This is a genomic window from Acidovorax sp. NB1 (genome assembly GCF_005405905.1).
In the GTDB taxonomy this organism is placed as follows: domain Bacteria; phylum Pseudomonadota; class Gammaproteobacteria; order Burkholderiales; family Burkholderiaceae_C; genus Acidovorax.
This window is the reverse complement of sequence record NZ_BJHU01000035.1, coordinates 178,683-202,967: the sequence shown is the minus strand read 5'-3', so window position 1 is coordinate 202,967 and position 24,285 is coordinate 178,683. Positions and strand designations below refer to the sequence as shown.

Sequence of the window (24,285 nt, the reverse complement as noted above, 5' to 3'; positions counted from 1 at the left end):
GTTGGGTTGCTGGATGGGTCAGGCGGCGACGCCAATCCGTGATTCAAGAAACGCGACCTTGGCTGCCGTCGCCTGCTTGGCAATCGCATCGCAGATGGCCGGAAAGTCGTCGTCGTGGTACAGCGGTGCTGCGCGCTCGCGGCCGGCGGGCTCAAAGCCCAGGGCGCGCAGGTTTTCCGCCGTCACGGTCATGTGGGCCAAGCGCTCCTTGATGGTCCCGATGTTCAGGGTGGGCGGGCTGGTGCGCTCGGCGGGTGCTGCTGCAGCTGCTGGCGCTGCAGCCGGAGCGGCGGCCATGCGCTGCGCGGTTCCGATCACCTGCTGGGCGTCCAGTGTGGCCACCGCCTCAGCGTGCTGCTCGCGCGCCAGGGTTCCCAGGTCGGCCGCCACAGCAGGGTGCAGCGTTTCCGCCTTCGCCGCCTGCGTGATGGCCGCCTGTGCTGCACGTTCCTCGGCCGCCAGCTTCTCCCGGGCCTCACGGTCGGCGCGGTCTGCTTCTTCCTTGCGGATGCGCTCGCGATCGGCTTCCTGGCGCTGCTGCTCGGCCGTCACGCGGTTGGCGATGATCGCGGCCAGGTCGTCTGGCGCCTTGAGCACCAGGGCTGCGGTGTCGTGCACCACCAGCCCGCTGGCCTGCAGCGTCTTGACGTTGGCGTGGATGCGGTTGGCGATCTCGCTGGCAGCGATCTTGGCGCGGGCCAGCTCGTCGTTCACGGCGCTGCGCAGGCTGTCCACCGTTCGCTTGCCCTTGATGGCACCTGCGAAGTCGGCGGGAACCTGGGGCATGTAGTTCACTGGCATTGCCGCATTGAGCTGGGCGATGTGTTCGCGCAGGGCGGCTATGCCACCGGCCACGATCTCGCCCCGGATTTCTTCTTTGCGGGCCTTCACCAGTTTGTCCAGCTCCAGGCGAGTGCGGCGGGCTTCGGCGCTGATGTCGTCGATGGTGCGGAACAGCTCATCGATGGTGGCCGTCTGGCTCAGTGCATGCTCTTTGGCGGCGGCCAAGCGGCTTTCCACATCGGCACACCACTTCACAGTGCTCTCTGCGGTAGCAAAGTCCTGATCAGTGGAGAGCGTGCGGTTGATGCCCTTGAATACCTCCAGCGCATGGGCTTTGTACTCGGGCAGGTTGCTGGCCGTCACGGCGCCGGTCACTTGGATCAGCAGCGCGGGCAGGTTGTCAGGGGTCTTGCCCATCACGGGGGCGGGCTTGGCCTCAGGTGGAACGTAGGCGGCCAGATCAGCGGCGAACTGCTTCCACCCGGCGATCAGTTGGGCCCGGCGCTCTGGCTTGGACTCGTACCAAACCCAGGCACTGTGCGTGTCGGTGCCGTCGCTGGTGGCGAACATGATGCGCTTCGCACCAGACACCAGGAGCTGCTGCTCCAGCTGCCAGTAGTGGTGCGGCGCTGGCTCTCCTGTATCGGCGAGCTGGGCGGCAACCTTTTTGGACCACAGCTTGTGCTCGAACCCGATGGAGCGGTCCATGGTCAGGCCGTCAAAGCTCGCCAGCAGGGGCAGGCCATCCACATCGCGGGTGCCGGTGATGTTGTAGAGGTCGTCATCGATCTGCGCCTCTGCAATGGGTCGGTAGCCCGCCTCGGCATCGTGCCCGGCCTGGAACAAGGCCGCCTTGTGGCTGTCGATCTCGGCATCCACCAGCCGCAGCGCCTTCTGCTTGAGCAGTTCGTCGCGGGACAGGTAGGGCGACACGCCCATCATGGCCGGGGCCTCACTGGCCGTGAAGTGCTCGGCGCGCAGCGAGTGCCATTGGTTCGTGCCTTGCTGCACGTCGTGAACGATCATGGTCATGTTGTTCCTCAAGCGGACATTTCGTCCATACGGGTTTCGTAGATGGCGTTCAGTTCGGCCTGCTGGGCCGGGTCGGTGATGGAGCCGATCAGGTCGGCGGCTACGTTGAGAGCGTCGGCGTCCCCTGCGCTGCGCAGCTGGTGCGCAACTTGGTCGAAAGTCGGGCCCTGCTGTTGTTCCTGCGGCTTGAGAGCGCGAATTTCTGCCTCCTGCTCGGCGGTCAGCGCGCCCTTGCTGCGGGCGAACTTCACGATCTCTTCGACATCGGAGCCGCTGTTGACTGCGGCCTGCCACTTGGGCAGGCGAGCTTTGAACGAGTCCTCGGGCCATGTCGGTGGCGCGGTGGGCTCCACAACCTCCACCATGCCCATCTGCTTCGTGGCTGGCTGAGACTCCACGATGCGCTCGGCTTCATCCTGGTCGTAGATGCCGCCATAGCCGAAGGCCAGACGGGCGCACTGGATCATCGCCTTGTGGCGCAGCATGCGCTTCGGGTGGGTCTGCCAGGGGCCGGTGCCGCGTCGGCATTCAGCCATCCACTCGGTCACCTTGATGGGCCGCGTTCGGTCCTTGCGGTAGATGATGCAGGTGCATGATTCGTCGTTCTGCTCGAACTCAATCCCGTCGAACTGCTGGTGCGTGTTGATGATGCGGCTCCAGCCGTCCACGCCGACCACCGGAACGATGCCATTGTTCTTGTCCGGGAAGGCGTAGATTTCCTTGGTCCAAGGGTTCAGCATGTACTGGTTGGCGACAACCAGCAGTGCGGTCATCTGCGCGTCGGATACCTGCCCCTTGAAGGCCGTGGCCTTGAGGGTGTCGATCAGGTCGGCGCCGTCGCCCATGTCCAACTTGGTTGCCAGGGTGCGCGTCAGTGTGGTGAGAGCTGTGCTCATGTTGTCCTCAGATGAATGGTTGATGCAGCCAGGCGAAGCACATGGCCAGGGCTGCGGATGTGGTCAGGAGCCACGCGGCGAAGGCGATTGCGGCTCTCACAGGTTGATCCCGATGCAGAGCCCGAAGGCCAGGCCGATGAGCACGCAGAGGGCTATCTCTGTGGTGCGGAGTTCGAAGGTGGTCATGGCTGCCGCTCTTTCTGCCGCTGCTCAAACGCAGCCCACAGCGCGCTGGCGTCGTCCTTGTGGCCTACGCAGGCATGCACCACTTCGTCATCGCCGCGCATGTGACTGGTTTCGAGAATCACCTTGCACCAGGACTCAACTCCGCACACGATGCATGGCGGTCCCTTTTGGCGCTTGCCGTTTCGCAGTGGGTAGCTGCGCTGCGCGCCGATTCGCGGGTAGGTGTTGCGACTCACGGCCGCACCTCACGCAGGCAATCAGCCTCTTTGTCAGCAACCCAAATGGCGGTTTCGCCAGGGCGGCACTCGTTGCGCTGGAACTGCTGGAGCGCCCAGGCGCGCGAGTCACGGGCGGCGCGCAGCTTCTCGGCTGCTGGTGTCGGGTCGGGCTCGTGGGCTGGCACCGCAGCCCAGCCAAGGGCGGCTACTAGCGCGATCAGGGTGATGGAGTAGTTCATGGGGTGTCTCCTGCGGGCTGCTTGATGTGTGAAGCAACCCAATTGCGCATGCGCTGCCAGCGGCGCTGGGCAACGATGGCGGGGTCGATTTCTATGCGCACGGTTCGGTTGTGCCGTTCTTCGCAGTAGGGCGGTCGGAAATGGCGCGGCGGCATGGGACCGCAGATCACCACGTCCACGTATTCGTGAGTGCTGGTGCCCTCGTCGTTCTCCCAGACGATTTCGCGCACCATCGCGGGAGCGATGCCGAACAGGTTTGCCACTGCATCCCAGTCCTCAGGGTCAACGGTGGTCATGTCCAGGCCGCGCTTTGCGCCCAGCACACCCAACGTGCAGTAGTCGCCATCCGCAGTCACCAGGGACTCACCAATCAGCGCCTTCTCGGGCATGGCATCAAGCGCAGCCAGAACTTCGCGCAACGCTGCTTGCCCGCGTTTGCCGTTGAGCGCGCTGTTGACGGCGGCCCGCCAGCGGCCCATGGCCAGGGGATCGTCGTCGCCGTAGTCGTCGGTGTAGCCGCTCCTACTCATGTCGGGTCTCCTTGTTCAAGTGCGTCCGGGTCCAGGTGCGCGCCAATGGCCGCAGCCTCTCTCTGGCGCTGGGCGGCTGCTTCGTTGTGGCGCTTGGTTTCTGCCTGGGCTGCTTTGCAGGCGGCCAAGGCCAGGACGCGGGCTGTGTGGTCTTGGATGGGGTCGGTCATGGCATGGCCTTCCCAATCTCAGCGGCTGCGCGGACGATGGCGCGGCGGGTGGCGGCTTCGTCGCCGCGATGGCTCAGCACCTCGGTCTGGAAGTTCCCGAACTTGTCAGACTGCCATGCGCTCACCGTGTGGCTTTCAAGCCCGAGGTGCAGCTTCAACTTCACTGCCAGCCGTAGTGCGTCGCCGTCGTCGTTCAACGGGTCCCACGGCAGGCCGCGCGCGTTGCTCCACAGATCGCCTGCGGCGCTGCGTTCTTGCCCGGCCGCCTTTGCCGCCAGTTCCAGCAGTTCACGGTCGGACATCACTGCACCCCCATGTGAGCGTTGTGCTGAACCTCGTCCTGCGCGGCCCGGTGCACGCGGCTGGCCTCCCGGTGCTGCTGGAACTCCAGGTCTGCGCGGACCCGCAGGGCTTCGAACTCTTCGGTGGAAATCGGCGGCGGTGCGCTGTGAGAACGCAGCCGCTGTTGCATGTGTTCGTGTACGTTTTGCATTGCGCCTCCTGGGCGGGAAAGAAAAAGCCCTCACTGGGAGGGCTCTGGTTTCAGTCTTCGTAGTCGGCTGGATCGGTGCCATTGACCGCGTGAGCGAAGGCTTTCCATTTCGCTCGCATTTCTTCGGTCTGGTTCCGCCATGCAGGTGCGATGTCGGAGGTGATCGTGACGCCGTTCTTGAGGGTGAAGCTGCCGCAGTTGCTGCCAATGTCTTCATCGGCAAATTCGACGGCGATTGACTCATCGGGGAAGCGCTTCGACAACTCCACGAGAACACCTTCGGGACAAGACCATGCGGTGTCAAAGGTGGCCGTTCCCTGGTCAACATCGTGGGACGGCTCGCATGCATTCCACTTTGTGCCCCACACTTTTCTGGCGAAGTCCATGCTGTGCAGGTATCCGCATTTGCGATGGTTCCGCAGCATGCCAACGAACTGCTCGAAGCATTCTTCCGACAGCTTCTTGATATCGAACTTGCTGCGGTTACTGGCTTCAAGGCTGGCCAGCAAAGGGTGGTCACTGAGTGGCGCCCCGATGACTATCTGGGCAGCTTCCTCTGCGGCCATAGAAATGCCATCCCAGTTGTCATCGCCCGGAAAGGGCGCCATTGTGTTGAAGTCGATGCGGCCATCGCTGTTCAACATGGCCGTGATGACGGCGGGCGAAGCGCTGATTTTGTTGGTGACCCAGTTCGGCATGGTGTGCTCCAAAGAAAAAGCCCACTCGGTGGTGGGCTGGTGGGGAATAAAAACGCCCCGACGTGCGGGGCAAACCCCTGCGCATGGCAGGAGGGGAGGGATTGAAGATGATGGCCGGTGGTATCTCCGGCTTGACTGGACTCAAACCAGCCTATGTTTCACGACCCTGCAATTGCTTGCACCCGGGGGCGTCAATTCGCCAGCATCAAACGGGTCTGACCGCTCTACCGTTGCCGATAGACAAGGCTTGCGCCTACGATCCCTGAACTACATCAGAGGTGTTTTCCCGCACATGAGCCCATCACCACTGGGCATTCACCATCATTGAAGCGGGCCGGACGGCCAGTCCCGGCTATAGCACTGTGTTCACGCGCCCCAGAAGTCGTGCGCCTGCGCTTCCGCGCCGCCCGGTCATCACGAACTGACTGTCTTCCCGAGGTCGTCATCCCTCGCGTTTCGGCTGTGTGCGGCCCCGTTACCAAAAGGTTTCGCCGCGTCCGCTTCAATGATGGTCCTCGTCTCTCCGAGGTGTCACGTTGCGTACTTCTACGAATCCCCGCCATGGGCGCCTGCGGGCTTGCTTTCACTTCGACGCGCTCAACGTTTCGCTCGTGCTCTTGTATGGCCCCGGCGCTTGGCCGGGACGGTGGGTTACTCGCCCTCAAACTTCCCGGCTGTTGCCTGCAGATACAGGCCGTCATCGTCGAAAGACAAGGCAATGGCGTGCTGCTCAATGGGCATACCGACCTGGGCCGCATGCATCAGCACTTGCCGCGACGACTCCATTTGCCGCTCGGCGGCGTGGCGCGCAACCACGGCGATGGCGAGCGTGAGGCCAGCAACGCCTGGGTGCTGTTTGCGCATATCTTCCAGCTCTGTCAGCGCGCGTTCGAGCGCCAAAGTGGCGCCGGTGTCCAGCAGCAGTTTGTGCGCACGTTTCTGCGGAACCTTGCACTTCATCGGTCGCGCGCCGGGGATTTCGAGTTGTTCGTCCATGCTGTCTCTCCTGTTGAAAACCTCAACCGCCTGTCACGCGGCTCAGGTTTTGCCATTCGGTTGAATGGCGGGCGGCATCTGGTAGCCGTTTCGCTGCATCAACATGCAGCACCGTCTCCGTGGTGCCAGCCCCTTGCGGGGTTCCCGTCCCGTTTACCGCGCTTCGGCGGACTGGGAACCGCCTCGGATCGTGGCGGCGCATACCTTCGGCCCATGCCCGAAGTGCTCTTTCGCCGGACGAAGGCCCCGCAGGTGGGGCCAGCAACATCGGCGTGCGTGTTTTGAAAGAACTCCAGGTGACCGCCGATCCGCTCACCCTGTCGCTGCGTTTTGCTGCGATGGGTGAAGTATCGGATTGCCGATAAATCATGTCAAGCGGTTTGCCGATATTTTGAGAAATTTCGCTACACTGACCTCACGCCCAATCCGGGCGGGCAACAAAAAACCGCCTCAAGGGCGGTTGGAAGGGGTGATATGAAGCTACAGAAGGTGCCGCAAGGCTGGCTCGTGGAGCCAGAGACCAGCACGGAGCAGGAGCATTTGCGTTACCTCCTTGAAGGTATTGCCGGGGTCAGAAATTCTTGCGAAGCCATTCCTTGCAATCCTCTGGAAACGAGCGAGTCCACGCGCGATCCGGGCCGCACTCCACAACCAGCAACTTGTCGTCTGCGTCAATGTGGGGGTATAGAAACTTGGCCAGCTCCTCAGCGGTTCCATCCCACGGAATAATCCATACCGATCCAAGGCAGTGCCAGTAGTTGAACTTTTGTAGCACGCCGATTAGCTCTGGATAGTCTTTGCGCTTGATCGGGTCGTAGGTGACGAGGAACTTTGCCATGAGGCCCTCTCGGGATGGTTGTTGAGGAACTCCCATCGTAGCCCGAGGGGGCTTTTTTTGACTGGCCCTGCGCAGACGCAAAAAAGCCCGCGCGAGGCGGGCAAAGGGCACTGCGAAGTGTTGGGATGAAGATCAGCCGCTGAGCCGCAACCGCCAGGCCTGGGCGACCCAGCTGCCATCCTTCAGGCGCTCCATGCCGTGGATTTCCAGCTCACCGGCCACCATATCCACGATGCGCGGCTCGAACAGACGGTGAGGGTGAAAGCTGGCTAGGTGCAGGGCAGGGACCGTGCCGAACCGACCCTCCAGGCGCACCACCGTCAGCTCGCCCGTGTCTTGGTGCATCTTGCTGGCGAACGGCCGCCGGCTGCCGCCTGCGTACAGGGTCAGGATGGTTGCCTTGACGGGGGAAGAGATGCTGATGGGCGACATGATGGCTGTATGAATTTACAGTACATCATGCCCGCCAGGGGTAACGCCCGAGTTGGGCGAGTGGGCATGAAAAAACCGCCCGGAGGCGGTTTGTTCGACGCGCTATGCGGCTATCAACTCACCAGCAAACGCCATGTCGTCCTCATAGAGGACAACGCGCGCAGCCTCCGAAAGAACCGTCGCAGCCTTGCCGAACTCATCGTTGGAAGCCCCGCGTTCCATGACAACAACACGGTTGCTGTGTCCTTCTGCACTGGCTTTTTTCAGGTCCGACAGCTTGCCATAGCTCTGGTACACGTAGCCCCAGTCAACTTTGTGATCCTCTGATGCGCCAATAGGTTGCACAGCGCGGATGCCGCCGCCAGGAAGAAGAACGCCGATAGGAAATTCAATCTGGTGGCCACTGATTCCAAGCATTTTTGGCTTTGTCACGACGGAGCCGGATGGCAGACGAGCACGCAGAGTCTTGGCCACCAGTGTTGCAAACCGCTCCTGGCGAGTTTTCGGCAGCCATGCCACTTCGTTGTTCGATATTGCGACCGCAAGTCGAAGGGCGTCCCACAATGCAAGTTTCAGATCAGACGCGTCACCTTCCGCAGTGATTTCTCCATCCTGGCTCAGTTTTGCTCGCTGCGCGCCCGGTGTTTCTGAGATGGCCTTGAGCCGCGCCACAGTAGCTCTGGCGCCATGGTCCAACGCATGAGCAATCGTATTGTGCGCATCCGTCAGAAAAAACCGCCCAGGGGCATCCTGCATGACGTAGAAACTGACATGCTGCCCATCCTCACCAAGAGTCAAAGGGGCGTGCACGAGCATTGAGTTGAGCCCCGCCGGAGCGCAATCCCAGTTCGTGTAAGTAGCAAGTTGTTGGCAGTTCATAAAAGGCGTCCTTGCTCCCCCTTTCGGGGGTGCATCAATTGGCCGCAGAAGTCAAGCCTACACTCTTGCGCGAAGATCTCCAATAGGCGAACAACATCTAAAACTGGAGGGTTGACAGGTTCTGCATAGCCGTAGGCCCCTGTCCAAATATGACGATGAGTGAACGCGTCAATGGTCTGACCAAAGTGTGGCAGTCCATGCCCTACTTTGTTCGTGTGAAGCTGGCCGGGATTGGTATCAAGGGCCGCTACGCGTGCGTCTCCAAGAAAGAGTGCGCAGCTGAAACTCTCCGGCTGAATGATCTCCGCATCTCCTCGGCGGATTATTTTTTCCCCGCGATAGCGGGCCCGGACAGCAACCCTCTCCAACACCTCTCGGCCTACTTGCACGCCGCTTTCGAAAACGTGGACTCTGGGCACATAGCCACCCTCTTGGACAATCCAAGCAAATGGCAGAACCACCATCTTTCCAGGCCGTTCGATGAGATCCTTCACGTCTTGATCGGTCAATCGCCTCCCCCTTTATCAGCCTTCCCTGTTGGATCATCAAGCTACTCATCCATCAGCAATTGCGTAGCCCAATGAGCAATCAGAGCTTTTGGGCGTCGCGCTTGGCTTTGGTGTCGGTGGCACCACCTGCTTTCGCCGCAGTAGGCAGATGCGTGAACACGGCAGCAAACTCTTCAACAGTGCCAGCGCGTTGATCCAGTACTAGAGAAACTGTCTTCCCGCGCCAGCTCAATTGCTCAGAATCGAAGCTGGCGCCGAGTTTGTTTTGCACTGTGATCTTGCCAATCTTTGCCGGCTTCCCGTAGCGCTCCACCAAGATCCGCTTCACTTCTTCGTACCGGTCGTTGGGGCCCATCAGCCCAATCTGCGAGACGACGCCGATTTCACGAACTACCGCCCCGTACGTGAATGCCTCGATAGGGATTCCACCGAGCAAGATCGCCCCGTCTCCAAACTGCGGTTTCTTTGTGGCGCAGGCCTGAATGGGGTCGGCATCCTGCTGTACCTGCACGCCCCCGCAGGACTTGATGGCATCGTTGCTCAACGGCTGGCCCAGTGCGATTCCCAGCACTGAATCTGGCTCCTGCTTCCAGGCCTGGGCGCTGGCGGCAAAGGGCATGGCGATCGCCAACACCGCAAAAATTCTCTTCACATTCGTCTCCTAGAGCTTGCGCCCATTCCAGCACCACACCACGCGGCCCAGTATGTCGATTCGGTGATCTCCGTTGAGCACGTCCACCGTTTTCACCGTGGCGTTGTCGCTGCTGATCTCCACTACCCCGTCCATGCGTTGGCGCACGCGCTTGATGTAAACGCGGTCGTTGGCGGCCATGACGTAGACGCCATCGATGATCTTTGGGTCTCTGATCCCTGTGTCCACCAGGAGGATGTCGCCATCCTCAAAGGTAGGGCTCATGCTGTCGCCGTAGGCGTGGATGAACCGGAGGGCGTTCAGGTTCGTCGGCTGCAGACGCCTTGACACCCACTGCTCAGAAAGGGCGATCTGCCCGACCAGGATGTCGTCGTGCTGGATGTCCGTGCCTGGGCCCATGCTGCCTGCATTGGCAAGCAGGGGGACGTGGACCACGGGCACACCTGGCGCTGGAGAGGGGCTTAGGGCGGTTGTCGGGTGCATTGAGCCCGTTCCGTCAGACAGCCACATCACCGACACACCGCAAGCCTCCGCCAAATTTGCAACACGCGCCGACCCGTAGCCGGTTTTTTCCAGCTCCGCCAATGTTGACTGTCCGATGCCCGCAGCCTTAGCCAGCTGAACCTGCGTCAGCTTTGCTGCTTTTCTGGCTTCTTTCAGACGTTTTCCGAAGTCGGTGGTCATGAGCATGACCTTACGGGATACCGATAGCGGGAAACCTCTTGCGCAAATATCGGTTGAACGATATCCTTCGAGAATCATGCAATGGAATGAATTCATCACAGCTCTCTCCTCCAAGGGGATGACGCAGGCGCAAATCGCCAAAGAGGCCGGTTGTGTGCAGTCCACGGTGTCCGATCTCGCGTCCGGGAAAGCCAGTGAGCCCAGAGGTTCTCTGGCCCTTGCCCTGCTTCGTGTTGGTCGTGCTCATGGCGTGCGTACTCCAGAAATCATCAAACCAACGCCACGCAGCGAAGCTAAGGAGACGCAATGAAAGGCTTCCTTTACGTCTGCCTGTTCAGCAATGGACACATAAAAGTTGGCCGAAGTATCGACCCAGAATCCCGTATTGCATCCCATGCTGATCGTGTGGCATGCGTGGGTATCGAACTCGTTGATCGGGCCATATTCGTCACTGAATATCAATGCTCTGCCGAGGCGATGTTGATACAGCGGTGCATTGACGCATGTGCTCAAAAGCACAAGAACGAATGGTTCTCTGGATTGGATTTTGAGGCTGTTTGCGAGTGGGCGCGCATTGAGGCAGGGCAAGCTACACAAGAAACCGAGCGTGAAGGTTCTGCAGGGCAAGTAGAACGGGCGTGCGCAATTGTTGGTGGACAAGCTGTTTTGGCGCGGGCTATTGGTGTTGCCCCCTCCTTTATTAACCAGATGGTTCATGGATCGCGTGGGGTTGGTTACATCAATGCGGTTGCCATTGAACGCGCCACAGAAGGTGCTGTCACCCGCCGCGATCTGCGCCCAGACGACTTCCACCTGATCTGGCCCGACCTCACCGCGCAGCCCACCACCGAGGCCGCGTAACCCATGGCCGCAGACAAGTCCGAGCTGCGCCAGCTCGCCCCCAACCACCTGCTCCAAGCCCTTGACGCCATCGCCATGGCAAAGGGCTTGGAGCGCCATGCATACATCGAAGCTGTGCTGACGGCAGAGGTAGTGAAAGTGGGCCATGAAGCAATGGTCGTCGCCCGCTGCCTGCAAGGCAATCCGCTGCTGTCGGATAGCACGGGAGTGACCCCATGAATGCTTTCCAGATGGCCCGCCCGCGCGGGAAAGACACCGCGCCCTCCAAGGCACCGCGCAAGACCAACCTCAGCCGCGCACCCATTGAGGGCAATGTGCATCTGCTGCTGGACAGCAATGGCCGCCAGACGGTGAGCCTGGAGCGCCGCCCCAGCGGGATCACCATCGAATCGCGCGAGCAGTCGGCGGCTTCGCTGGCACGCAATCAGCGGATCAGGGGGGCGAAGTGAGCGACCAATCCGCAGACGCACATTGCTGGCCGCACAGCAACGCGATGAATACCGCCGAGATCAACCGTATGGCTCTGCGCATTGGGATGTTTCAACGGCGCGGGCTGGAATTGCTGCAAGCCGAGGCGCTGGCTGATAGCTGCATGTTGCGCGACCGGGAAATTGATGACCGCCGCGCTTGTGTCGAGTGCAAGCACTTGCAGGCCAGCGGTACTTGTGCAGCAAAACAAGCAGCACTTCCAAAAACCATGTTCCACCGCTGCCACAAGTTCGGCTGGCAGGTGCCACGTTCGTGAGGATAAGCATGAGCACGCAACTGATTAAGTATGAAGCGGCCTGCCGCGCACTGGCCGAATGCAAGTCGGTCGATGAGGTGAAGACCTGGGCGGACAAAGCCGCCGCCATGCAGGCGTATGGCCGGATGGCAAAGGACAAGACGCTGGAAGTTGATGCCGCTGAAATCCGCATTCGTGCAGAGCGCCGTTTGGGTGAGATGCTGGCCGCACAGAAGGCTGATGGCGGCTTGAGCAAGGGTGCTGCTGGCGCTGGCGTCAACCAGCATACGCCAGCAGAGGTGCGGTCGTCTGTCACGACCGCACCAAAACTGGCAGACGCCGGTATCAGCAAAGACCTCTCCAGCCGCGCCCAAAAGCTGGCCGCAGTGCCAGAAGCCGAGTTTGAGGCAGAGCTTGCCGCCAAGCGCGAACGCGACCAGAAAGAGGGCGCCCGCGTCACTGCCCGTCTGGAAAAGGCTGGCGAACGCGAATTGGCGAAGGCCAAGAAGCAGCGCCAGCCAGAGCCTGCCAACGATGCCGACACCGGCCAGTCGATTGACGAGCTGATTGCGGAAATCCAGAAAGAGAACGAGCAGCTTCACGCCCAGCTCAAGGCGATGGAAGCCGACGACACCAAGGCCGAACTTCGCAAGGCACTGCTCCAGCGTGACCACGCCATCCGCCAGCAGTCCGAGGCCATGGACAAGGCGCACAAGAGTCAAGACCGTGAGAAGTGGGCAAAGCGCCAGTTGATGCGCTGTGGCAAAGCCGTGGGGGAAGAAGACCCGGACAAGATCGCCGCCGCTGTGGAGGCGTTCATTCGTCAGTACAGGAAGGCGGCCTGACATGAAGGTCACTCTGCGCGATTACCAACAGGCGGCCTTCGACAAGGCCCGTGACGCTGTGCGCAATGGCGCCCGCCGCATCCTGATCTGCGCTCCTACGGGTGGCGGCAAGACGGTTCTTGCATCGGCGCTTATGGAAATGGTCAAGGAGAAGGGCAATCGTGCATCGTTCGTGGTTGACCGCCTGAGCCTGATCCAGCAGACCAGCGACACGTTCGACCGATACGGCTTGGACCATGGGGTGATTCAGGGCGGGCATGAGCGCTGGCGCCCCGCATTGCCGCTGCAAATTTGCAGCGTGCAAACGCTTGGCCGCCGCCGCTGGCCGGATACATCCGTGGATGTGTTTGACGAGGCGCACGTTCTGCACACGACGCACAAAAAGCGCATGGAAGAAAAAGCATCCATCGTCATCGGCCTGACTGCTACCCCGTTCACGAAGGGCCTGGGCAAGTGGTTTGATGTGGTAATCAACGTGACAACCACCCGCGCCCTGATTGATGACGGATGGCTTTCGCCCTATCGCATCTTTTCTTGCGCGGAGCCGGATATGTCGGGCGTAACGGTCAAGAGCACGGGCGAATGGGACGAACGCGAGGCCAGCGGAAAGGCGCTGGAGGTGGTGGGTGATGTGGTGGCTGAGTACCTGAAACACGGGGAAAACCGCAAGTTCATCTGCTCCGCAGTAGATACCGCCCACGTTGAGGAATTGCAGCGTCAGTTCCTCTCTGCTGGTATCAATGTCGCAACCTACACATACAAGGACAGCGAAGACGACCGCGCCGACACGACCAATGAATTCAAGAAACCCGACAGCGCAATCCGTGGGCTGATTACGGTCACTGCCGCTTCGCGCGGGTTCGATATTCCCGATGTGTCATGCGTCATCATGGCCCGGCCTCTGCGCAAGAGCCTGGCCGAGCACATCCAGTTGTTCGGGCGCGGCCTGCGCATCAGCCCGGAGACTGGAAAGCAAAACTGCATCGTGCTGGACCACTCTGGCAACTGCGCCCGGTTTTTCGAGGAATGCGAGTCGTTCTTTGACTTCGGCGCGGGTGAATTGGACGACGGCAAGAAGCGCGAGAAGCCTAAGAAGAAAGAGAAAAAAGAGCTGGAGCCGGTGAAGTGCCCTGAGTGCCGCGCTCTGCACAAGCCCCAACCATCGTGCCCATGCTGTGGGCATGAATACCCGGCCCGTGTATCGGTTCAGCACGTTCCCGGCACGCTCAAGGAGTTGATCGCAGGCGGACACCGCAAGGAGCTATCTGCATCTCTGTGGCCGCAGGTTTGCGGCTATGTGCTGGAGCGCCGAGAAGGCGAGGCTGCCCGCAAGCAGGCCCTTGCCATCTACAAGAACATGACAGGCGCATGGCCTATGGGGGACTTTGATCCAGCTAAGGCTATCCCGCCATGCAGCGAGGTGCGCAGCCGCATCCGCTCTGAGCAAATCCGGTTTGCCAACCGCCGGCCCTCTGCTGGCGGTGCGCAAATGGGAGCATCGGCATGACGTTTGAACAAGCCTTGCAAGCGTCTGGCCTGTTGCCGCGCGCCATCGTTGCTGATGGCAAATGGCGTCGCTGCCCAACGCTGGACAAGCCTAAGAAGCGCAACGGCGCCTACGTGCTTCACGCCGATGGGCGCGGTTACTGGCGCAACTGGGCAACAGACTCCGACATCAATTCTTGGGCGGACAAAAGCGTTACGCATTCGTCCCCGGTGGATCTGGCGGCCATTGAGCGCCGCCGTCAGCAGGAGCGGGCTCAGCGCCTGCGCGCCATTGAGGGAGCGCGTGCGCATTGGGCGCGCTGCGCACCAGCACATGGCCTGCATCCCTATCTGGAGCGCAAGGGTTTATCAGCAGTAGGCACACAGGCCCTGCGCATATGGGGCGATGCCCTGGTGGTGCCAGTGCTGTGGAAGGGCCGAATCATCAGCCTGCAGAGCATCACGCCAGATGGTCAGAAGCGCTTTTGGCCTGGTGCACCCGTGAAGGGCGGGGCCTTGGTGCTGGACCGCCCACGCGCTGCTCTGACTGCAGTTTGTGAGGGTTTGGCCACTGGGCTTGCCATCTTCCAGTCAGTGCGCAACGCCCGCGTGATCGTGGCTTTTGATGCTGGGAATCTGTCTCCGGTCGTGGACACCATGCGCCCATCCGGGAGCGTGGTTATCTGCGCGGATGACGACCACGGCACCGAAGCGCGCAGAGGGTTCAACCCAGGCCGAGAAAAGGCCACCAACGCCGCCGAATTGATTGGCGCTGGTGTGGCATGGCCAGAGGGCATTGAAGGCACGGATTGGGCCGATGCGCTTGCCGAGTGGGGGGTATCAGCCCATCGCCGCATTGAGCGGCAGATACAGGCGAAGGCGCGCTACGTGACGTGAAGAACACCACGGCACTCCGGGCCAAAAACCAAGAGCCTGCATGGGCTGCGCGGAAGAAAACACAGGGGCAGCGATCCCCGGCAGAAAACGTTACCGGTAAGCCGCAAGGCAAGGGTGCAACTCCCGACGAATCCGGCAGGGGCCTATTGAAGCAACACCTGAGGGATGCAGCGAATGAACGAAACACCCGCGCTGGATCTGGTTGCTGACCGCAAGGTGGTGAATGCCGCCCGGTGGAACACCCTCCGATCCCCACTCTGTGGGGTAGGGGGCCACTGGGTGAATGACTCAGTTTTTTAGAGGTAGCTGTGAGACACGACGCACTGATTTTGACCCTGCCATGGCCTCCCAAGGAGCTGAGCCCAAACGCGCGCCAGCACTGGTCCGCACTCTCGCGCGCCAAGAAGGCCTACCGCCACGCCTGCTACATCACCGCCCGCCAACAGGGCGCGGCCCGCACCGAGGCCAAGAAGCTGCATGTCTCCCTGGTGTTCGTGCCGCCAACGCGCCGGGCCTACGACCTGGACAACCTGCTCGCCCGCATGAAGTCCGGCCTGGATGGGCTGGCCGACGTGCTGGGTGTGGATGACAAGCACTGGTCCCTAGCCATCGCCAAGGCGGATGAGGTGGGCGGCATGGTCCGGGTGGAGGTGCGTCATGGCTGACCTTGCAATCTCCGCCGCCTGGAACGAACCCGTGCAGGCTGGCCAGCACTTCAAGAACGTGCTCGCGCCCTGGTGCAAGTCCATGTGGGCCGCAGGCCACCGGCTGCACGTCGAGGTCCGGCTCCACGAAGACGCCAAGACCGACCGCCAGCGCCGGTACTACCACGGCGTGGTGCTCAAGGCCATCGCGGACCAGGCCCGGCCCAACGGCCAGCAGTACCCACTGGCGGTGTGGAAGGAACACTTCCGCGCCGAGTACCTGGGCCACAAGACCGTGACCACCAAGAACCCACTCACGGGCAAGAAAGTGCGCCGCCGCCAGCGCGTGAGCACCGAAGACCTGGGTGTGAAGGGATACAGCCAGCTGATCGACCGGGTGAGCGCCTTCGCCGCGACCGAGTTGGGGGTGACGTTCCCGGCCACCTACCAGCAGTGGGAGGGCATGCAGGTGGACCCTGACACGGGGGAAATCATCGGTGGGGTGCAGCCATGAAGCGCACCGGCTTCCGCCCCCGCGCGCCCCGCCGCGAGCAGCGCGACCCAGACCGCGTGCGCAGCATGCCCACCGTTACACCCGGGGCGTTCCGCGCGCCGCAGCCGGTGGCCACCGCCCCAGCCCCTGTGCCGAAGGAGGAGCCCATCCGCTGCAAGGCTTACCTGCGCCTGGTTGCCCAGCTGCCCTGCAAGCACTGCGGCATCTGGGGCCACAGCCAGGCAGCGCACGCCAACACTGGGAAGGGCATGGCCCTCAAGGCCTGCGACCTGCAGACCTTCCCGCTGTGTGCCGACCGCCCAGGGCAGCGCGGGTGCCATTCCCTTTTCGACCAGGGCGCGCTGTTCAGCAAGGAGGCCCGCCGCCTCATTGAACCCGCATGGGTGGCCGACACCCAGCGTCGAATTCAAGCCATGGGCGTCTGGCCCAAGGCGGCAGGAGCGGCCGAATGAGCTACCAGCCGCCACCCTGCGAAATCTGCGGCGCCTGGACCGAAGTCCTGGAAACCCGCCGCCGCCATACCGGTGCCGTCGCCCGCCGTATCGAGTGCGCAAACCTTCACCGATTCACGGCCTATGAAGGGCTGCCAGTCAAGGACGAGCAGCAGCCCATGGTCACGCCCGTTGAGGTGGCGCCCATTGAGACAACCGTGGCCCGGGCGATCCGCCTGCGGCCAGCGCTGCACACGATTTGGATGAACTGAAAGGGAGAACATGTACCAAGACGAACGCCGCACCATTGAGGAAAGCTACGCATCGGCCACGGCCAGCTCCGACCTGCGCTGCGACACACGCGAGGGCGCGCCACGCTCCGACACGGACCTGCTGATCGCCGCTGGCTGGTCTCCCAGCCGCATCGGGGCCGCTCTGCTGCGCCTGCACACGGAATGGGATAGAGCCGAGCACCTTCGGCCGACCACAGGCGCCGACTTCGCCCAGGCGGCCCGCGCGCGCCAGCCTGTCGCCCTCACGCAGACGCCATCGATGGCCCGCGCTGTGGCTGACAAGCTGGCCGCCGAGTTCAATCACCAGCAGGCCAAGCTGCTGATGTCGCACCTGAAGTCCATGCCCGCCGTGCGCGAGCAGCTGACCCTGCAGCTCCTGAAGTGGAAGGTGGAAGACGCCGAGCAGGTGGCTGGCGCTCTGCTGCGCTGGTGGCTAGCGCCCAACTGCCACGCCTGCCACGGCCGCAAGTTCGAGGTCATCCCGGACACAGGCCGCCTGTCTAGCAAGCAGTGCAAGCCCTGCAGTGCGACGGGAAAGTTACGGATTCCGCACGGGGAGGCTGGGCGCAGGCTGGCAAATTTTATGGACGATTGCGTCCACCGCGCGCGCCAGTCTATCAAGAAACGCTTGCACCCAACTGCTGACCGTGTATGATTGCGGTAGAGGGCCGCAGAGAATGCTGATTCTCTCGCGCCTCGAAGTTCTGCCGGATGCCCGCAGCCACAGCCTGGCCATCGCCTGTAGCGACTGCGGTAGATGCTGATGGCACAACTCGCCCTGAATTTTTGAAGCCCGCACGGTTTGCCCTGCGGGCTTTTTCGTTTCCACCGCGTGCCCGAGTGGCCTAAAGGTGATGCGCCAAGGCAGGCCGGAAGCCTGCTGCAAGCAACAGGGACGTGTGGCGCGCGCAGCCGATACATGCTCCTACCTGGGTTCGAATCCCAGCGCGGCAACCCCGTTCGCTCAGCCAGGCCCCGCCAGACACATCCTTGAACGCCCTGGATCGTCCTGCGCTGAGCAACCCACAACCTGAAGGAATCCCATGACTCTCAAAGTACGCATCCAAGTTCCAAAGAACTCCGGCCCCTACGAGGCCAAGGTCGAGCAGACCGGCGGTGCCGCCCCTGCGGTACTGGAGCCCGGTGACGAAATGGAAATCTGGGTGCACAGCGGCAACGAAATCAAAGTCACCGAAGTGCCGTTGGGCACCAAGGCCAGCGCCTCAGCATCCTGAACGATTGCTGGCAGGGCCCGCCCCGACGCCATAGGTGATCGGTCGCGGCCAAGTGGTTCGCCCAGCCTGGCCTGCATTCGCAACCCACAACCACCCCGGAAGCTGGACGGGAGCGCCCTGACCAGGCGCTGAACTCCTGCGGCTGCCCAGCCGTCACCAGCAGAGGCGCGCCGGCAAGCCCTGCCCATGTGGGTTGTCCGAAGGGCTCTTAACTGGGGAAAGTGATGTCTGAAATTCGTGTGAAGCTCGCCGGTGAGGATGTGGAGCGCGTTTTCCATGAGAAAGCGCCTGAGACGAAGGAAGCTCCGGTAGTGGAGTTCGTCACGACCGGTATTGGCGGCCTGCTGTTCATCGACGGGCGCCGCGTGAATGGGGTGATTGATATCCAATTCCCGCGCAAGGATTGCGAGATTGCGCCCCAAGTCGTGCTGACGCTCCACGCCAAGCAGATCATCCAGCGCACTGTCAGCGGCGAAGAGTACAAGCGGCTGCGCGAGGCATGAAATGGAACTGGAATACACCCGCGTCGAGTCCTTCGAAGTGAAGGGCATCCGCTTCACCTGCGTTTCCAAGTGGAACGGCATGGAGGAATGGAAGGACGACCAGGGCCGCAAGATGATCGTGGCGCGCGGTGTTCAAGGCGGCTTCCTCGGGGCTTTCAATGAATTGTTCGCTCCATCGGCTGGCAAGCTCCAAGTGATCTCTGCCGCGCCCGATTTGGTGGCGCTGCTGAAGGCTTGACCATGGCATCCACCACCTACCCGAAGCGCGAAGTGTGGATGTCCTACGACTGCCCGCACAGCTTCGACTTCGACCTGCACGACGAGCGCCTGGTCTACAAGGGCCAGCGCTTCCACTGCTCCGGCTGCGGCGGTGAGCATGTCGCCGGGGTGGATGTGCAGATTCAGGTGGGCGTGGATGTCGAGATCGCGCGCAACGAATACGACTACGACCAGCGCCAGTTTGTGGATCTGCCAGAGTCGGCCGATGCGCTGCGCGCGCTGGTGGAAGGCTGACCATGGAAACCGCCTCTTCCCAGTGCATCGGCGATCAGGTCGAAACCCGGATCGCCACTGGCTACGGGGACTGGAAGAACAAGTGCATCGCCGTTCCAGAAAAGGCAGAGGCCTACTACTCCCGGCTGTACGAAGAGGAATTCGAATCCTCCCTGCAGCGCCTGGCCAAGGCGGCCCGCATGGTGCCCCGCGATGACGGCACGACAGGCTTTGAGTTCGGGTAGCCCTGGCTCAAGGCCAATGCCGCCCGCCGACCTGGACAGGTTCCGGCCTGCGGATGGCGTAGCCGAGTGGGTACAAGCCAACATCCTGGCCGAAGACGGGCGCATCCACAACCCGGAGCATGCCCACCTGATCGACTCCAACCTGGTGTTCCTCTGGGCCCCGATGGGCTTCACCAAGCAGATGCGCACGGTCATCGGTCAGGCGGAAGAGGTAATGATCCGCGCCGGAGGCTGGCAGAAGGCCCGCCAGGAGCAGCAGTTGTTCGAGTGGTTCGGCCGAGTGCCGGGCTACATCATCACCCTGGATGCCAGCTACTGCGCGACCTGCAGCGACGCCGACTGGTGTGCGCTGGTAGAGCATGAGCTGTACCACGTAGCCCACGCTCTGGACGACTTCGGGGCGCCCAAGTTCACCCGCGACGGCAAGCCGAAGCTCTGCATTCGGGGTCATGACGTGGAAGAGTTCGTTGGGGTTGTCAGGCGCTATGGGGTAGGAGACCCGGGCGGCGCGATTGGAAAGCTGGCCCGGGCTGCGGGCGCACAACCAGAGGTCAGCAAGGCAAACATCGCAGGAGCATGTGGGACGTGTCTGTTGCGCGCAGCCTGATTGACTGGCGGTTTACAGGTGGTTTCGCATGGCAGCACTCTCCGACGACGTGAAGCGCTTCGTCGTACAGGCGCTGGCGTGCTACGACACCCCTTCGCAGGTAGCTGAGGCGGTAAAAGAGGAATTTGGGATCGTGGTGGTGCGCCAGCAGGTGGCCACATACGACCCCACGAAGCACACCGGGCGGAACCTGTCCAAGAAATGGCGGGCGGTTTTCGAGGCGACACGGGCCAAGTTCAAGGACGAAGTCAGCGATATCCCGATTGCCCAGCGCGCCTTTCGGCTCCGAGCTCTGCAGCGGATCGCCACCAAGGCCGAGGGAATGCGGAACATGGCTCTGACGCTGCAGGTGCTGGAGCAGGCGGCCAAGGAAGTAGGCGACGCCTACGTGAACCGCCAGAAGACGGACGGCAAGGAGGGCGGCGACACCCCCCAGCCGACGCAGGTAGTCATCACAGTGAAGGACGCGCGCAAGCATGTCAGCGACGGTTAACCCATCGCTGAACGTCCCGCAGTCGCAATTCCTCACGCTGCCGCACAAGTTCCGGGCTTTTGTGGCTGGCTTCGGCAGCGGGAAAACGTGGGTTGGCGGCGCCAGCCAGTGCAAGCACTTTTGGGAGCACCCGAAGGCTCATCTGGGCTACTTCGCGCCAACCTACGCGCAGATCCGGGACATCTACTACCCGACCTTTGAAGAGGTCGCCTTCGACTGGGGGCAGCGGGCAGAGATCAACCAGAGCAACCACGAGATCCACGTCTACAGCGGGCGGGTGTATCGCGGAACGATCATCTGCCGGTCCCTGGAGAAGCCGGAAACCATCATCGGCTTCAAGATCGCGCGCGGCTTGATGGACGAGCTGGACGTGATGAAGTTGCCCAAGGCCGAGTTGGCCTGGCGCAAGGCCATCGCGCGGCTGCGGTTGAGGTTCGACGGGCTCAACGGCCTGGATGTGACGACGACGCCCGAGGGCTTCAAGTTCGTCTACCAGCAGTGGGTCAAGGCAATTCGGGACAAGCCGGAGCTTGCCTCGATGTACGGCATGGTGCAGGCCAGCACGTACGACAACGAAGACAACCTGCCAGAGGACTACATCAGCAGTCTGCTGGCGAGCTACCCGCCGCAGCTGATCAGCGCATACCTGCGCGGCCAGTTCGTGAACTTGGCCAGCGGCAACGTGTACCCCAACTTCGACCGGAAGCTGAACCACACGCCGGAGAAGATCAAGGACAAAGAGGCTCTTCACATCGGCCTGGACTTCAACGTGCTGAACATGACGGCGGTGGTCAGCGTGATCCGTGCCGACCTGCCGCTGTCACTGGAAGAACTTACCAAGGTGCGGGACACGCCGACCATGGCGCGCATGTTGAAAGAGCGGTACGTGGACAAGGGCCACCCGGTGGTGGTCTACCCCGATGCCAGCGGCGGTAACACCAGCAGCAAGAACGCCAGCGAGTCGGACCTGACGATCCTTAAGCAGGCGGGGCTGCAGATCAGCGTAAACGCCTCGAATCCTGCAGTGAAGGACCGGGTGAACGCAGTGGATGCGATGACGCTGAACGCCGACGGCGCGCGGCGCTGGAAGATCAACACGGACGCCTGCCCAGCGCTCACCGAGGCGCTGGAACAGCAGGCATGGGGCGCTAACGGTGAGCCCGACAAAACAACGGGGCATGACCACCCGAATGATGCGGTCGGCTACTTCCTGGTGAAGCGCTGGCCGATTGTGAAGCGGACGGTTTCGGTGGCGCCTCTGCGCGTGTGAAAGAAGACATGGCCCAAAAAGTACAGAACCAATCCAGCGAAGTGCAGGCACTGGCCCAAAACTGGCCCATCGCCGAAGCCCTGCTGGGCGGAACTGCGGCCATGCGCAAGGCGGGAACCACGTTCCTGCCAAAGTGGCCCGGCGAAGAAAAGGAGAGCTACGAAGCCCGCCTGGCCACGGCCACGCTGTTCCCCGCCTTTGGCCGCACGCTGGGTGTGATGTCCGGAAAACCGTTCAGCAAGCAGGTCACGCTGGGCGAAGACACCCCGGAAAAGATCAAGACCTGGTGCGAAGACGTGGACCTGCAGGGCAACAGCCTGCACACCTTCGCCGCGATGATGATGGATGAGGCTCTGGGCTTCGGCCTGGCTGGCATCCTGGTGGACTACCCCCGTGTATCGGGTGCCCGCACCCTGGCCGACGAGCGAGCCATTGGCGCCCGCCCGTACATGGTTGCGGTCCGGCACAGTCAAATCCTGGGCTGGAAAGCCCAGCGCAGCAACGGCGCCACGGTGCTCACGCAGCTGCGGTTGGCCGAGACCAAGGAAGAGGACGACGGAGAATTCGGCATCAAGCATGAGCCGCGTGTGCGCGTGCTGACGCCGGGCGCGTGGGCCGTCTACATGCCCGGGGCGAAGGCTGAAGATGACTGGGTGCTGGAAGAGCAGGGCACCACAACGCTGCAGGCCATCCCGTTCGCGCCGGTCTACGGCCGCAAGCGCGGTTTCATGGATGGCGTGTCCCCGCTGCTGGATCTGGCCTACCTGAACGTCAAGCACTGGCAGAGCCAGAGCGACCAGGACACTATCTTGCATGTGGCCCGCGTGCCCATCCTGGCGCTCATCGGTGGTGATGACCCTGGAGTAGACGGCACGGGTGGCACGCAGCTCACCGTCGGCGCATCCGCTGCCGTGCGCCTGCCGAAGGACGGCGACCTCAAGTTCGTGGAGCACACGGGCGCCGCCATCGAGGCCGGGGCCAAGTCGCTGGAAGCGCTGGAAGACCAGATGATCCAGACCGGCGCTGAGCTGCTGGTGCAGAAGCCCGGACAGCGCAGCGCCACGGAGGCGGCAAACGACGCAGAGGCCAACAAGTCGGAGCTGCAGCGGATCACCGAGGGGTTCGAGGACTCGCTCGACCAGGCCCTGCAGTTCATGGCCGCCTGGGTCAAGGAGCCGCAGGGCGGCCATGCCAGCCTGTTCAAGGACTTCGCCAGCGCCAACCTCACCGACGCGAGCGCCCAACTGGTGTTGTCGCTGCAGCAGGGCGGCCTGATCACGAAGGCCACGGCGCTGAAAGAGTACCAGCGGCGCGGAACACTCTCTCCAGACTTGGACCCGGCGGATGAGATAGAAGCCGTGCAGGAGGAAGGCCCAGCCCTGGGAACTGTCGGGGCGGCCTGATGGATTCGGTTAACGACCTGCTGCAGTCCGAGGCGATCCGCCATCAGGTGGCGCTGCAGGGGCTGAGCAACAACGTGGTTGCGCGGATAATTTCCGTGCTCAACCGCAGCGACAAGCGCATCTTCGCGGAACTGGCCGACCGGCTGGAGCGCATGGACGCGACCAGCTTTTCCATCGAGCGGCTGGAATCCATGCTCACCAGCGTGCGGAGCATGAACACCCAGGCGTTCGCCGAGGTGGAGCGCGATCTGACGCAGGAGCTGCGGGACTTCGTGGCCTACGAGGCGGCCTACCAGAACCAGGTGCTGGTGGCCCATGTGCCCGCTGTGGTGCAGGTGGCCAGCGTGGCGCCCGAGGCTGTGTACGCGGCGGCAATGTCCCGCCCGTTCCAAGGCGTGATGCTGCGCGAGGTATGGAAAGAGCTGGACGCCAAGAAGATGCGCCAAGTGCGCCAGGCCATCGCCAGCGGCTTTGTGGAAGGCAAGACCACGGATCAGATCATCCGGGAGCTGCGAGGCACCCGGGCGAAGGGGTTTGCAGACGGCCTGATCGAAGTGACGCGCAGGGATGCCGAAGCGGTGACCCGCACGGCGCTGGGCCACATGGCACGGTTCGCCCAGGACATGACGGTAGAGGCCAACACGGACCTGATCAAGGCGCTGGTGTGGTCATCGACCATCGACCTGCGGACATCGCCACCGTGCCGGGCCCGTGACGGCAAGCAGTACACGACGGCGCACAAGCCCATCGGGCACGCGCTGCCTTGGCTGGGCGGACCTGGGGCGCTGCATTGGCGTTGCCGCAGTCATGCGACCTACGTGCTGAAAAGCCACCGCGAGCTGGGCATTGACGTGCCCGAGGTTGTGGTGGTGGGCAAGACCCGGGCGAGCATGGACGGTCAGGTGCCGGCAGAGACGACCTACGCCGAGTGGCTGAAAAAGCAGTCGTCGGCGCGGCAGATTGAAGTGCTGGGCCCCACGCGGGCGCGGCTGATGAGCGAAGGAAACCTGCCGTTGGAGCGGATGTACTCGCAGAACGGACGGTATCTGACGCTGGACCAGCTCAGGGAGAAGGACGCGGAGGCTTTCAAGCGGGCCGGAATATGATG

The 24,285-nt window shown here is 62.3% G+C and carries 39 protein-coding genes; 24 read left to right on the top strand and 15 right to left on the bottom strand.

All coding sequences use genetic code 11. The annotated features are described in order from the left end of the window. Positions 1-18 precede the first annotated feature (18 nt). The 13 genes from AvAM_RS18435 to AvAM_RS18385 all read right to left on the bottom strand — a co-directional run bounded on the left by AvAM_RS18435 (position 19) and on the right by AvAM_RS18385 (position 8,390). Entirely contained in the window at positions 19-1,815 is a 1,797-nt protein-coding gene (locus AvAM_RS18435) for a YqaJ viral recombinase family protein (RefSeq protein WP_137748418.1), read from the bottom strand. An 8-nt stretch (positions 1,816-1,823) separates the two neighbouring features. Further along, on the bottom strand, positions 1,824-2,711 hold the full coding sequence (gene bet / locus AvAM_RS18430; RefSeq protein ID WP_137748417.1) for a phage recombination protein Bet: 888 nt from the start codon (positions 2,709-2,711) through the stop codon (positions 1,824-1,826). Positions 2,712-2,893: 182 nt separating this feature from the next. Continuing rightward, positions 2,894-3,019 carry a hypothetical protein gene (locus tag AvAM_RS26060; RefSeq protein WP_283202043.1) on the bottom strand — a complete coding sequence of 42 codons (126 nt, stop codon included), beginning with the start codon at positions 3,017-3,019 and terminating at the stop codon, positions 2,894-2,896. 110 nt (positions 3,020-3,129) lie between these two features. Continuing rightward, positions 3,130-3,354 carry a fatty acyl-AMP ligase gene (locus AvAM_RS18425; protein WP_137748416.1) on the bottom strand — a complete coding sequence of 75 codons (225 nt, stop codon included), beginning with the start codon at positions 3,352-3,354 and terminating at the stop codon, positions 3,130-3,132. After that, entirely contained in the window at positions 3,351-3,884 is a 534-nt protein-coding gene (locus AvAM_RS18420) for a hypothetical protein (RefSeq protein WP_137748415.1), read from the bottom strand. Before AvAM_RS18420 ends, AvAM_RS18425 begins: the two co-directional genes overlap by 4 nt. Continuing rightward, the gene (locus AvAM_RS25735) at positions 3,881-4,054 is read right to left on the bottom strand and encodes a hypothetical protein (protein ID WP_171012320.1); all 174 of its coding nucleotides are present in this window, start codon (positions 4,052-4,054) and stop codon (positions 3,881-3,883) included. Before AvAM_RS25735 ends, AvAM_RS18420 begins: the two co-directional genes overlap by 4 nt. Next, positions 4,051-4,356 carry a hypothetical protein gene (locus AvAM_RS18415; RefSeq protein ID WP_137748414.1) on the bottom strand — a complete coding sequence of 102 codons (306 nt, stop codon included), beginning with the start codon at positions 4,354-4,356 and terminating at the stop codon, positions 4,051-4,053. The genes AvAM_RS25735 and AvAM_RS18415 overlap by 4 nt, the downstream gene beginning before the upstream one ends. Continuing rightward, a complete protein-coding gene (locus AvAM_RS18410; RefSeq protein WP_137748413.1) occupies positions 4,356-4,547 on the bottom strand; it encodes a hypothetical protein in 192 nt (63 codons plus the stop codon). The genes AvAM_RS18415 and AvAM_RS18410 overlap by 1 nt, the downstream gene beginning before the upstream one ends. A gap of 50 nt (positions 4,548-4,597) precedes the next feature. Then, positions 4,598-5,245, bottom strand: a complete 648-nt coding sequence (locus tag AvAM_RS18405; RefSeq protein ID WP_137748412.1) for a hypothetical protein — start codon at positions 5,243-5,245, stop codon at positions 4,598-4,600. A 651-nt stretch (positions 5,246-5,896) separates the two neighbouring features. After that, entirely contained in the window at positions 5,897-6,241 is a 345-nt protein-coding gene (locus AvAM_RS18400) for a hypothetical protein (protein ID WP_137748411.1), read from the bottom strand. A gap of 571 nt (positions 6,242-6,812) precedes the next feature. Further along, positions 6,813-7,079 (bottom strand): hypothetical protein, encoded by a 267-nt coding sequence (locus AvAM_RS18395; protein ID WP_137748410.1) that lies wholly within the window; start codon positions 7,077-7,079, stop codon positions 6,813-6,815. Positions 7,080-7,211: 132 nt separating this feature from the next. Beyond that, complete coding sequence (locus AvAM_RS18390) at positions 7,212-7,511, bottom strand: hypothetical protein (protein ID WP_137748409.1); 300 nt, start codon at positions 7,509-7,511, stop codon at positions 7,212-7,214. Positions 7,512-7,613: 102 nt separating this feature from the next. After that, positions 7,614-8,390 carry a DUF1828 domain-containing protein gene (locus AvAM_RS18385; protein WP_137748408.1) on the bottom strand — a complete coding sequence of 259 codons (777 nt, stop codon included), beginning with the start codon at positions 8,388-8,390 and terminating at the stop codon, positions 7,614-7,616. Between the two features lie 155 nt (positions 8,391-8,545). Between AvAM_RS18385 and AvAM_RS25730 the strand changes: the two genes are divergently transcribed. Further along, positions 8,546-8,974, top strand: a complete 429-nt coding sequence (locus AvAM_RS25730) for a hypothetical protein (protein WP_171012319.1) — start codon at positions 8,546-8,548, stop codon at positions 8,972-8,974. Between the two features lie 4 nt (positions 8,975-8,978). Here the strand turns inward: AvAM_RS25730 and AvAM_RS18375 are convergent, their stop codons facing one another. After that, positions 8,979-9,551 carry a hypothetical protein gene (locus AvAM_RS18375; RefSeq protein WP_137748406.1) on the bottom strand — a complete coding sequence of 191 codons (573 nt, stop codon included), beginning with the start codon at positions 9,549-9,551 and terminating at the stop codon, positions 8,979-8,981. Positions 9,552-9,560: 9 nt separating this feature from the next. Then, positions 9,561-10,235, bottom strand: coding sequence for a helix-turn-helix transcriptional regulator (locus AvAM_RS18370; RefSeq protein WP_171012317.1), 675 nt, complete (start codon positions 10,233-10,235; stop codon positions 9,561-9,563). Here AvAM_RS18370 and AvAM_RS18365 point away from each other — a divergent pair. The 23 genes from AvAM_RS18365 (at position 10,234) to AvAM_RS18255 (ending at position 24,283) form a co-directional block, all read left to right on the top strand. Next, entirely contained in the window at positions 10,234-10,545 is a 312-nt protein-coding gene (locus AvAM_RS18365) for a helix-turn-helix transcriptional regulator (RefSeq protein ID WP_249368224.1), read from the top strand. The two genes, AvAM_RS18370 and AvAM_RS18365, sit on opposite strands and share 2 nt — an antisense overlap. Further along, positions 10,542-11,096 carry a YdaS family helix-turn-helix protein gene (locus AvAM_RS18360; protein WP_249368223.1) on the top strand — a complete coding sequence of 185 codons (555 nt, stop codon included), beginning with the start codon at positions 10,542-10,544 and terminating at the stop codon, positions 11,094-11,096. The genes AvAM_RS18365 and AvAM_RS18360 overlap by 4 nt, the downstream gene beginning before the upstream one ends. A gap of 3 nt (positions 11,097-11,099) precedes the next feature. Beyond that, positions 11,100-11,315, top strand: coding sequence for a hypothetical protein (locus AvAM_RS18355; protein ID WP_137748403.1), 216 nt, complete (start codon positions 11,100-11,102; stop codon positions 11,313-11,315). Next, complete coding sequence (locus AvAM_RS18350; protein WP_137748402.1) at positions 11,312-11,545, top strand: hypothetical protein; 234 nt, start codon at positions 11,312-11,314, stop codon at positions 11,543-11,545. The genes AvAM_RS18355 and AvAM_RS18350 overlap by 4 nt, the downstream gene beginning before the upstream one ends. A gap of 44 nt (positions 11,546-11,589) precedes the next feature. Beyond that, entirely contained in the window at positions 11,590-11,841 is a 252-nt protein-coding gene (locus tag AvAM_RS18345) for a hypothetical protein (protein WP_137748401.1), read from the top strand. Between the two features lie 8 nt (positions 11,842-11,849). Further along, positions 11,850-12,665, top strand: a complete 816-nt coding sequence (locus AvAM_RS18340; RefSeq protein WP_137748400.1) for a hypothetical protein — start codon at positions 11,850-11,852, stop codon at positions 12,663-12,665. 1 nt (position 12,666) lies between these two features. After that, positions 12,667-14,172, top strand: a complete 1,506-nt coding sequence (locus AvAM_RS18335; protein WP_137748399.1) for a DEAD/DEAH box helicase — start codon at positions 12,667-12,669, stop codon at positions 14,170-14,172. Then, a complete protein-coding gene (locus AvAM_RS18330) occupies positions 14,169-15,047 on the top strand; it encodes a toprim domain-containing protein (RefSeq protein WP_137748398.1) in 879 nt (292 codons plus the stop codon). The genes AvAM_RS18335 and AvAM_RS18330 overlap by 4 nt, the downstream gene beginning before the upstream one ends. Positions 15,048-15,376: 329 nt before the next feature. Further along, positions 15,377-15,712 carry an endonuclease gene (locus tag AvAM_RS18325; protein WP_212742284.1) on the top strand — a complete coding sequence of 112 codons (336 nt, stop codon included), beginning with the start codon at positions 15,377-15,379 and terminating at the stop codon, positions 15,710-15,712. Further along, positions 15,705-16,205, top strand: coding sequence for a recombination protein NinB (locus AvAM_RS18320; RefSeq protein ID WP_137748397.1), 501 nt, complete (start codon positions 15,705-15,707; stop codon positions 16,203-16,205). Before AvAM_RS18325 ends, AvAM_RS18320 begins: the two co-directional genes overlap by 8 nt. Continuing rightward, positions 16,202-16,657, top strand: coding sequence for a hypothetical protein (locus tag AvAM_RS18315; protein ID WP_137748396.1), 456 nt, complete (start codon positions 16,202-16,204; stop codon positions 16,655-16,657). The genes AvAM_RS18320 and AvAM_RS18315 overlap by 4 nt, the downstream gene beginning before the upstream one ends. Then, on the top strand, positions 16,654-16,908 hold the full coding sequence (locus tag AvAM_RS18310; protein WP_137748395.1) for a hypothetical protein: 255 nt from the start codon (positions 16,654-16,656) through the stop codon (positions 16,906-16,908). Before AvAM_RS18315 ends, AvAM_RS18310 begins: the two co-directional genes overlap by 4 nt. Positions 16,909-16,918: 10 nt before the next feature. Next, complete coding sequence (locus AvAM_RS18305; RefSeq protein ID WP_137748394.1) at positions 16,919-17,584, top strand: hypothetical protein; 666 nt, start codon at positions 16,919-16,921, stop codon at positions 17,582-17,584. A 388-nt stretch (positions 17,585-17,972) separates the two neighbouring features. Continuing rightward, positions 17,973-18,164 carry a hypothetical protein gene (locus AvAM_RS18300; RefSeq protein WP_137748393.1) on the top strand — a complete coding sequence of 64 codons (192 nt, stop codon included), beginning with the start codon at positions 17,973-17,975 and terminating at the stop codon, positions 18,162-18,164. Between the two features lie 224 nt (positions 18,165-18,388). Beyond that, a complete protein-coding gene (locus AvAM_RS18295; protein ID WP_137748392.1) occupies positions 18,389-18,667 on the top strand; it encodes a hypothetical protein in 279 nt (92 codons plus the stop codon). 1 nt (position 18,668) lies between these two features. Further along, the gene (locus AvAM_RS18290) at positions 18,669-18,905 is read left to right on the top strand and encodes a hypothetical protein (RefSeq protein WP_137748391.1); all 237 of its coding nucleotides are present in this window, start codon (positions 18,669-18,671) and stop codon (positions 18,903-18,905) included. 2 nt (positions 18,906-18,907) lie between these two features. Continuing rightward, the gene (locus AvAM_RS18285) at positions 18,908-19,180 is read left to right on the top strand and encodes a hypothetical protein (protein ID WP_137748390.1); all 273 of its coding nucleotides are present in this window, start codon (positions 18,908-18,910) and stop codon (positions 19,178-19,180) included. A 2-nt stretch (positions 19,181-19,182) separates the two neighbouring features. After that, positions 19,183-19,404: a hypothetical protein gene (locus AvAM_RS18280; protein WP_137748389.1), complete on the top strand. Its 222-nt coding sequence runs from the start codon at positions 19,183-19,185 to the stop codon at positions 19,402-19,404. Between the two features lie 16 nt (positions 19,405-19,420). Continuing rightward, a complete protein-coding gene (locus AvAM_RS18275; RefSeq protein WP_137748388.1) occupies positions 19,421-20,011 on the top strand; it encodes a putative metallopeptidase in 591 nt (196 codons plus the stop codon). Positions 20,012-20,039: 28 nt separating this feature from the next. After that, positions 20,040-20,504 (top strand): DUF2280 domain-containing protein, encoded by a 465-nt coding sequence (locus AvAM_RS18270; RefSeq protein ID WP_137748387.1) that lies wholly within the window; start codon positions 20,040-20,042, stop codon positions 20,502-20,504. After that, a complete protein-coding gene (locus AvAM_RS18265) occupies positions 20,488-21,774 on the top strand; it encodes a terminase large subunit domain-containing protein (protein ID WP_137748386.1) in 1,287 nt (428 codons plus the stop codon). The genes AvAM_RS18270 and AvAM_RS18265 overlap by 17 nt, the downstream gene beginning before the upstream one ends. Positions 21,775-21,782: 8 nt before the next feature. Continuing rightward, positions 21,783-23,177 carry a DUF4055 domain-containing protein gene (locus AvAM_RS18260; RefSeq protein WP_137748385.1) on the top strand — a complete coding sequence of 465 codons (1,395 nt, stop codon included), beginning with the start codon at positions 21,783-21,785 and terminating at the stop codon, positions 23,175-23,177. After that, entirely contained in the window at positions 23,177-24,283 is a 1,107-nt protein-coding gene (locus AvAM_RS18255) for a phage minor head protein (protein WP_137748384.1), read from the top strand. The genes AvAM_RS18260 and AvAM_RS18255 overlap by 1 nt, the downstream gene beginning before the upstream one ends. The last annotated feature ends 2 nt before the right edge of the window (positions 24,284-24,285 follow it).

What these genes read in the sequence shown, in the direction of transcription:
- AvAM_RS18435 (WP_137748418.1), bottom strand. Translation starts at nt 1,815, where the DNA reads ATGACCATGATCGTTCACGACGTGCAGCAAGGCACGAACCAATGGCAC.
- bet (WP_137748417.1), bottom strand. Translation starts at nt 2,711, where the DNA reads ATGAGCACAGCTCTCACCACACTGACGCGCACCCTGGCAACCAAGTTG.
- AvAM_RS18425 (WP_137748416.1), bottom strand. Translation starts at nt 3,354, where the DNA reads ATGAACTACTCCATCACCCTGATCGCGCTAGTAGCCGCCCTTGGCTGG.
- AvAM_RS18420 (WP_137748415.1), bottom strand. Translation starts at nt 3,884, where the DNA reads ATGAGTAGGAGCGGCTACACCGACGACTACGGCGACGACGATCCCCTG.
- AvAM_RS25735 (WP_171012320.1), bottom strand. Translation starts at nt 4,054, where the DNA reads ATGACCGACCCCATCCAAGACCACACAGCCCGCGTCCTGGCCTTGGCC.
- AvAM_RS18415 (WP_137748414.1), bottom strand. Translation starts at nt 4,356, where the DNA reads ATGTCCGACCGTGAACTGCTGGAACTGGCGGCAAAGGCGGCCGGGCAA.
- AvAM_RS18410 (WP_137748413.1), bottom strand. Translation starts at nt 4,547, where the DNA reads ATGCAAAACGTACACGAACACATGCAACAGCGGCTGCGTTCTCACAGC.
- AvAM_RS18405 (WP_137748412.1), bottom strand. Translation starts at nt 5,245, where the DNA reads ATGCCGAACTGGGTCACCAACAAAATCAGCGCTTCGCCCGCCGTCATC.
- AvAM_RS18400 (WP_137748411.1), bottom strand. Translation starts at nt 6,241, where the DNA reads ATGGACGAACAACTCGAAATCCCCGGCGCGCGACCGATGAAGTGCAAG.
- AvAM_RS18395 (WP_137748410.1), bottom strand. Translation starts at nt 7,079, where the DNA reads ATGGCAAAGTTCCTCGTCACCTACGACCCGATCAAGCGCAAAGACTAT.
- AvAM_RS18390 (WP_137748409.1), bottom strand. Translation starts at nt 7,511, where the DNA reads ATGTCGCCCATCAGCATCTCTTCCCCCGTCAAGGCAACCATCCTGACC.
- AvAM_RS18385 (WP_137748408.1), bottom strand. Translation starts at nt 8,390, where the DNA reads ATGAACTGCCAACAACTTGCTACTTACACGAACTGGGATTGCGCTCCG.
- AvAM_RS25730 (WP_171012319.1), top strand. Translation starts at nt 8,546, where the DNA reads ATGAGTGAACGCGTCAATGGTCTGACCAAAGTGTGGCAGTCCATGCCC.
- AvAM_RS18365 (WP_249368224.1), top strand. Translation starts at nt 10,234, where the DNA reads ATGAGCATGACCTTACGGGATACCGATAGCGGGAAACCTCTTGCGCAA.
- AvAM_RS18370 (WP_171012317.1), bottom strand. Translation starts at nt 10,235, where the DNA reads ATGACCACCGACTTCGGAAAACGTCTGAAAGAAGCCAGAAAAGCAGCA.
- AvAM_RS18360 (WP_249368223.1), top strand. Translation starts at nt 10,542, where the DNA reads ATGAAAGGCTTCCTTTACGTCTGCCTGTTCAGCAATGGACACATAAAA.
- AvAM_RS18355 (WP_137748403.1), top strand. Translation starts at nt 11,100, where the DNA reads ATGGCCGCAGACAAGTCCGAGCTGCGCCAGCTCGCCCCCAACCACCTG.
- AvAM_RS18350 (WP_137748402.1), top strand. Translation starts at nt 11,312, where the DNA reads ATGAATGCTTTCCAGATGGCCCGCCCGCGCGGGAAAGACACCGCGCCC.
- AvAM_RS18345 (WP_137748401.1), top strand. Translation starts at nt 11,590, where the DNA reads ATGAATACCGCCGAGATCAACCGTATGGCTCTGCGCATTGGGATGTTT.
- AvAM_RS18340 (WP_137748400.1), top strand. Translation starts at nt 11,850, where the DNA reads ATGAGCACGCAACTGATTAAGTATGAAGCGGCCTGCCGCGCACTGGCC.
- AvAM_RS18335 (WP_137748399.1), top strand. Translation starts at nt 12,667, where the DNA reads ATGAAGGTCACTCTGCGCGATTACCAACAGGCGGCCTTCGACAAGGCC.
- AvAM_RS18330 (WP_137748398.1), top strand. Translation starts at nt 14,169, where the DNA reads ATGACGTTTGAACAAGCCTTGCAAGCGTCTGGCCTGTTGCCGCGCGCC.
- AvAM_RS18320 (WP_137748397.1), top strand. Translation starts at nt 15,705, where the DNA reads ATGGCTGACCTTGCAATCTCCGCCGCCTGGAACGAACCCGTGCAGGCT.
- AvAM_RS18315 (WP_137748396.1), top strand. Translation starts at nt 16,202, where the DNA reads ATGAAGCGCACCGGCTTCCGCCCCCGCGCGCCCCGCCGCGAGCAGCGC.
- AvAM_RS18310 (WP_137748395.1), top strand. Translation starts at nt 16,654, where the DNA reads ATGAGCTACCAGCCGCCACCCTGCGAAATCTGCGGCGCCTGGACCGAA.
- AvAM_RS18305 (WP_137748394.1), top strand. Translation starts at nt 16,919, where the DNA reads ATGTACCAAGACGAACGCCGCACCATTGAGGAAAGCTACGCATCGGCC.
- AvAM_RS18300 (WP_137748393.1), top strand. Translation starts at nt 17,973, where the DNA reads ATGACTCTCAAAGTACGCATCCAAGTTCCAAAGAACTCCGGCCCCTAC.
- AvAM_RS18295 (WP_137748392.1), top strand. Translation starts at nt 18,389, where the DNA reads ATGTCTGAAATTCGTGTGAAGCTCGCCGGTGAGGATGTGGAGCGCGTT.
- AvAM_RS18290 (WP_137748391.1), top strand. Translation starts at nt 18,669, where the DNA reads ATGGAACTGGAATACACCCGCGTCGAGTCCTTCGAAGTGAAGGGCATC.
- AvAM_RS18285 (WP_137748390.1), top strand. Translation starts at nt 18,908, where the DNA reads ATGGCATCCACCACCTACCCGAAGCGCGAAGTGTGGATGTCCTACGAC.
- AvAM_RS18280 (WP_137748389.1), top strand. Translation starts at nt 19,183, where the DNA reads ATGGAAACCGCCTCTTCCCAGTGCATCGGCGATCAGGTCGAAACCCGG.
- AvAM_RS18275 (WP_137748388.1), top strand. Translation starts at nt 19,421, where the DNA reads ATGCCGCCCGCCGACCTGGACAGGTTCCGGCCTGCGGATGGCGTAGCC.
- AvAM_RS18270 (WP_137748387.1), top strand. Translation starts at nt 20,040, where the DNA reads ATGGCAGCACTCTCCGACGACGTGAAGCGCTTCGTCGTACAGGCGCTG.
- AvAM_RS18265 (WP_137748386.1), top strand. Translation starts at nt 20,488, where the DNA reads ATGTCAGCGACGGTTAACCCATCGCTGAACGTCCCGCAGTCGCAATTC.
- AvAM_RS18260 (WP_137748385.1), top strand. Translation starts at nt 21,783, where the DNA reads ATGGCCCAAAAAGTACAGAACCAATCCAGCGAAGTGCAGGCACTGGCC.
- AvAM_RS18255 (WP_137748384.1), top strand. Translation starts at nt 23,177, where the DNA reads ATGGATTCGGTTAACGACCTGCTGCAGTCCGAGGCGATCCGCCATCAG.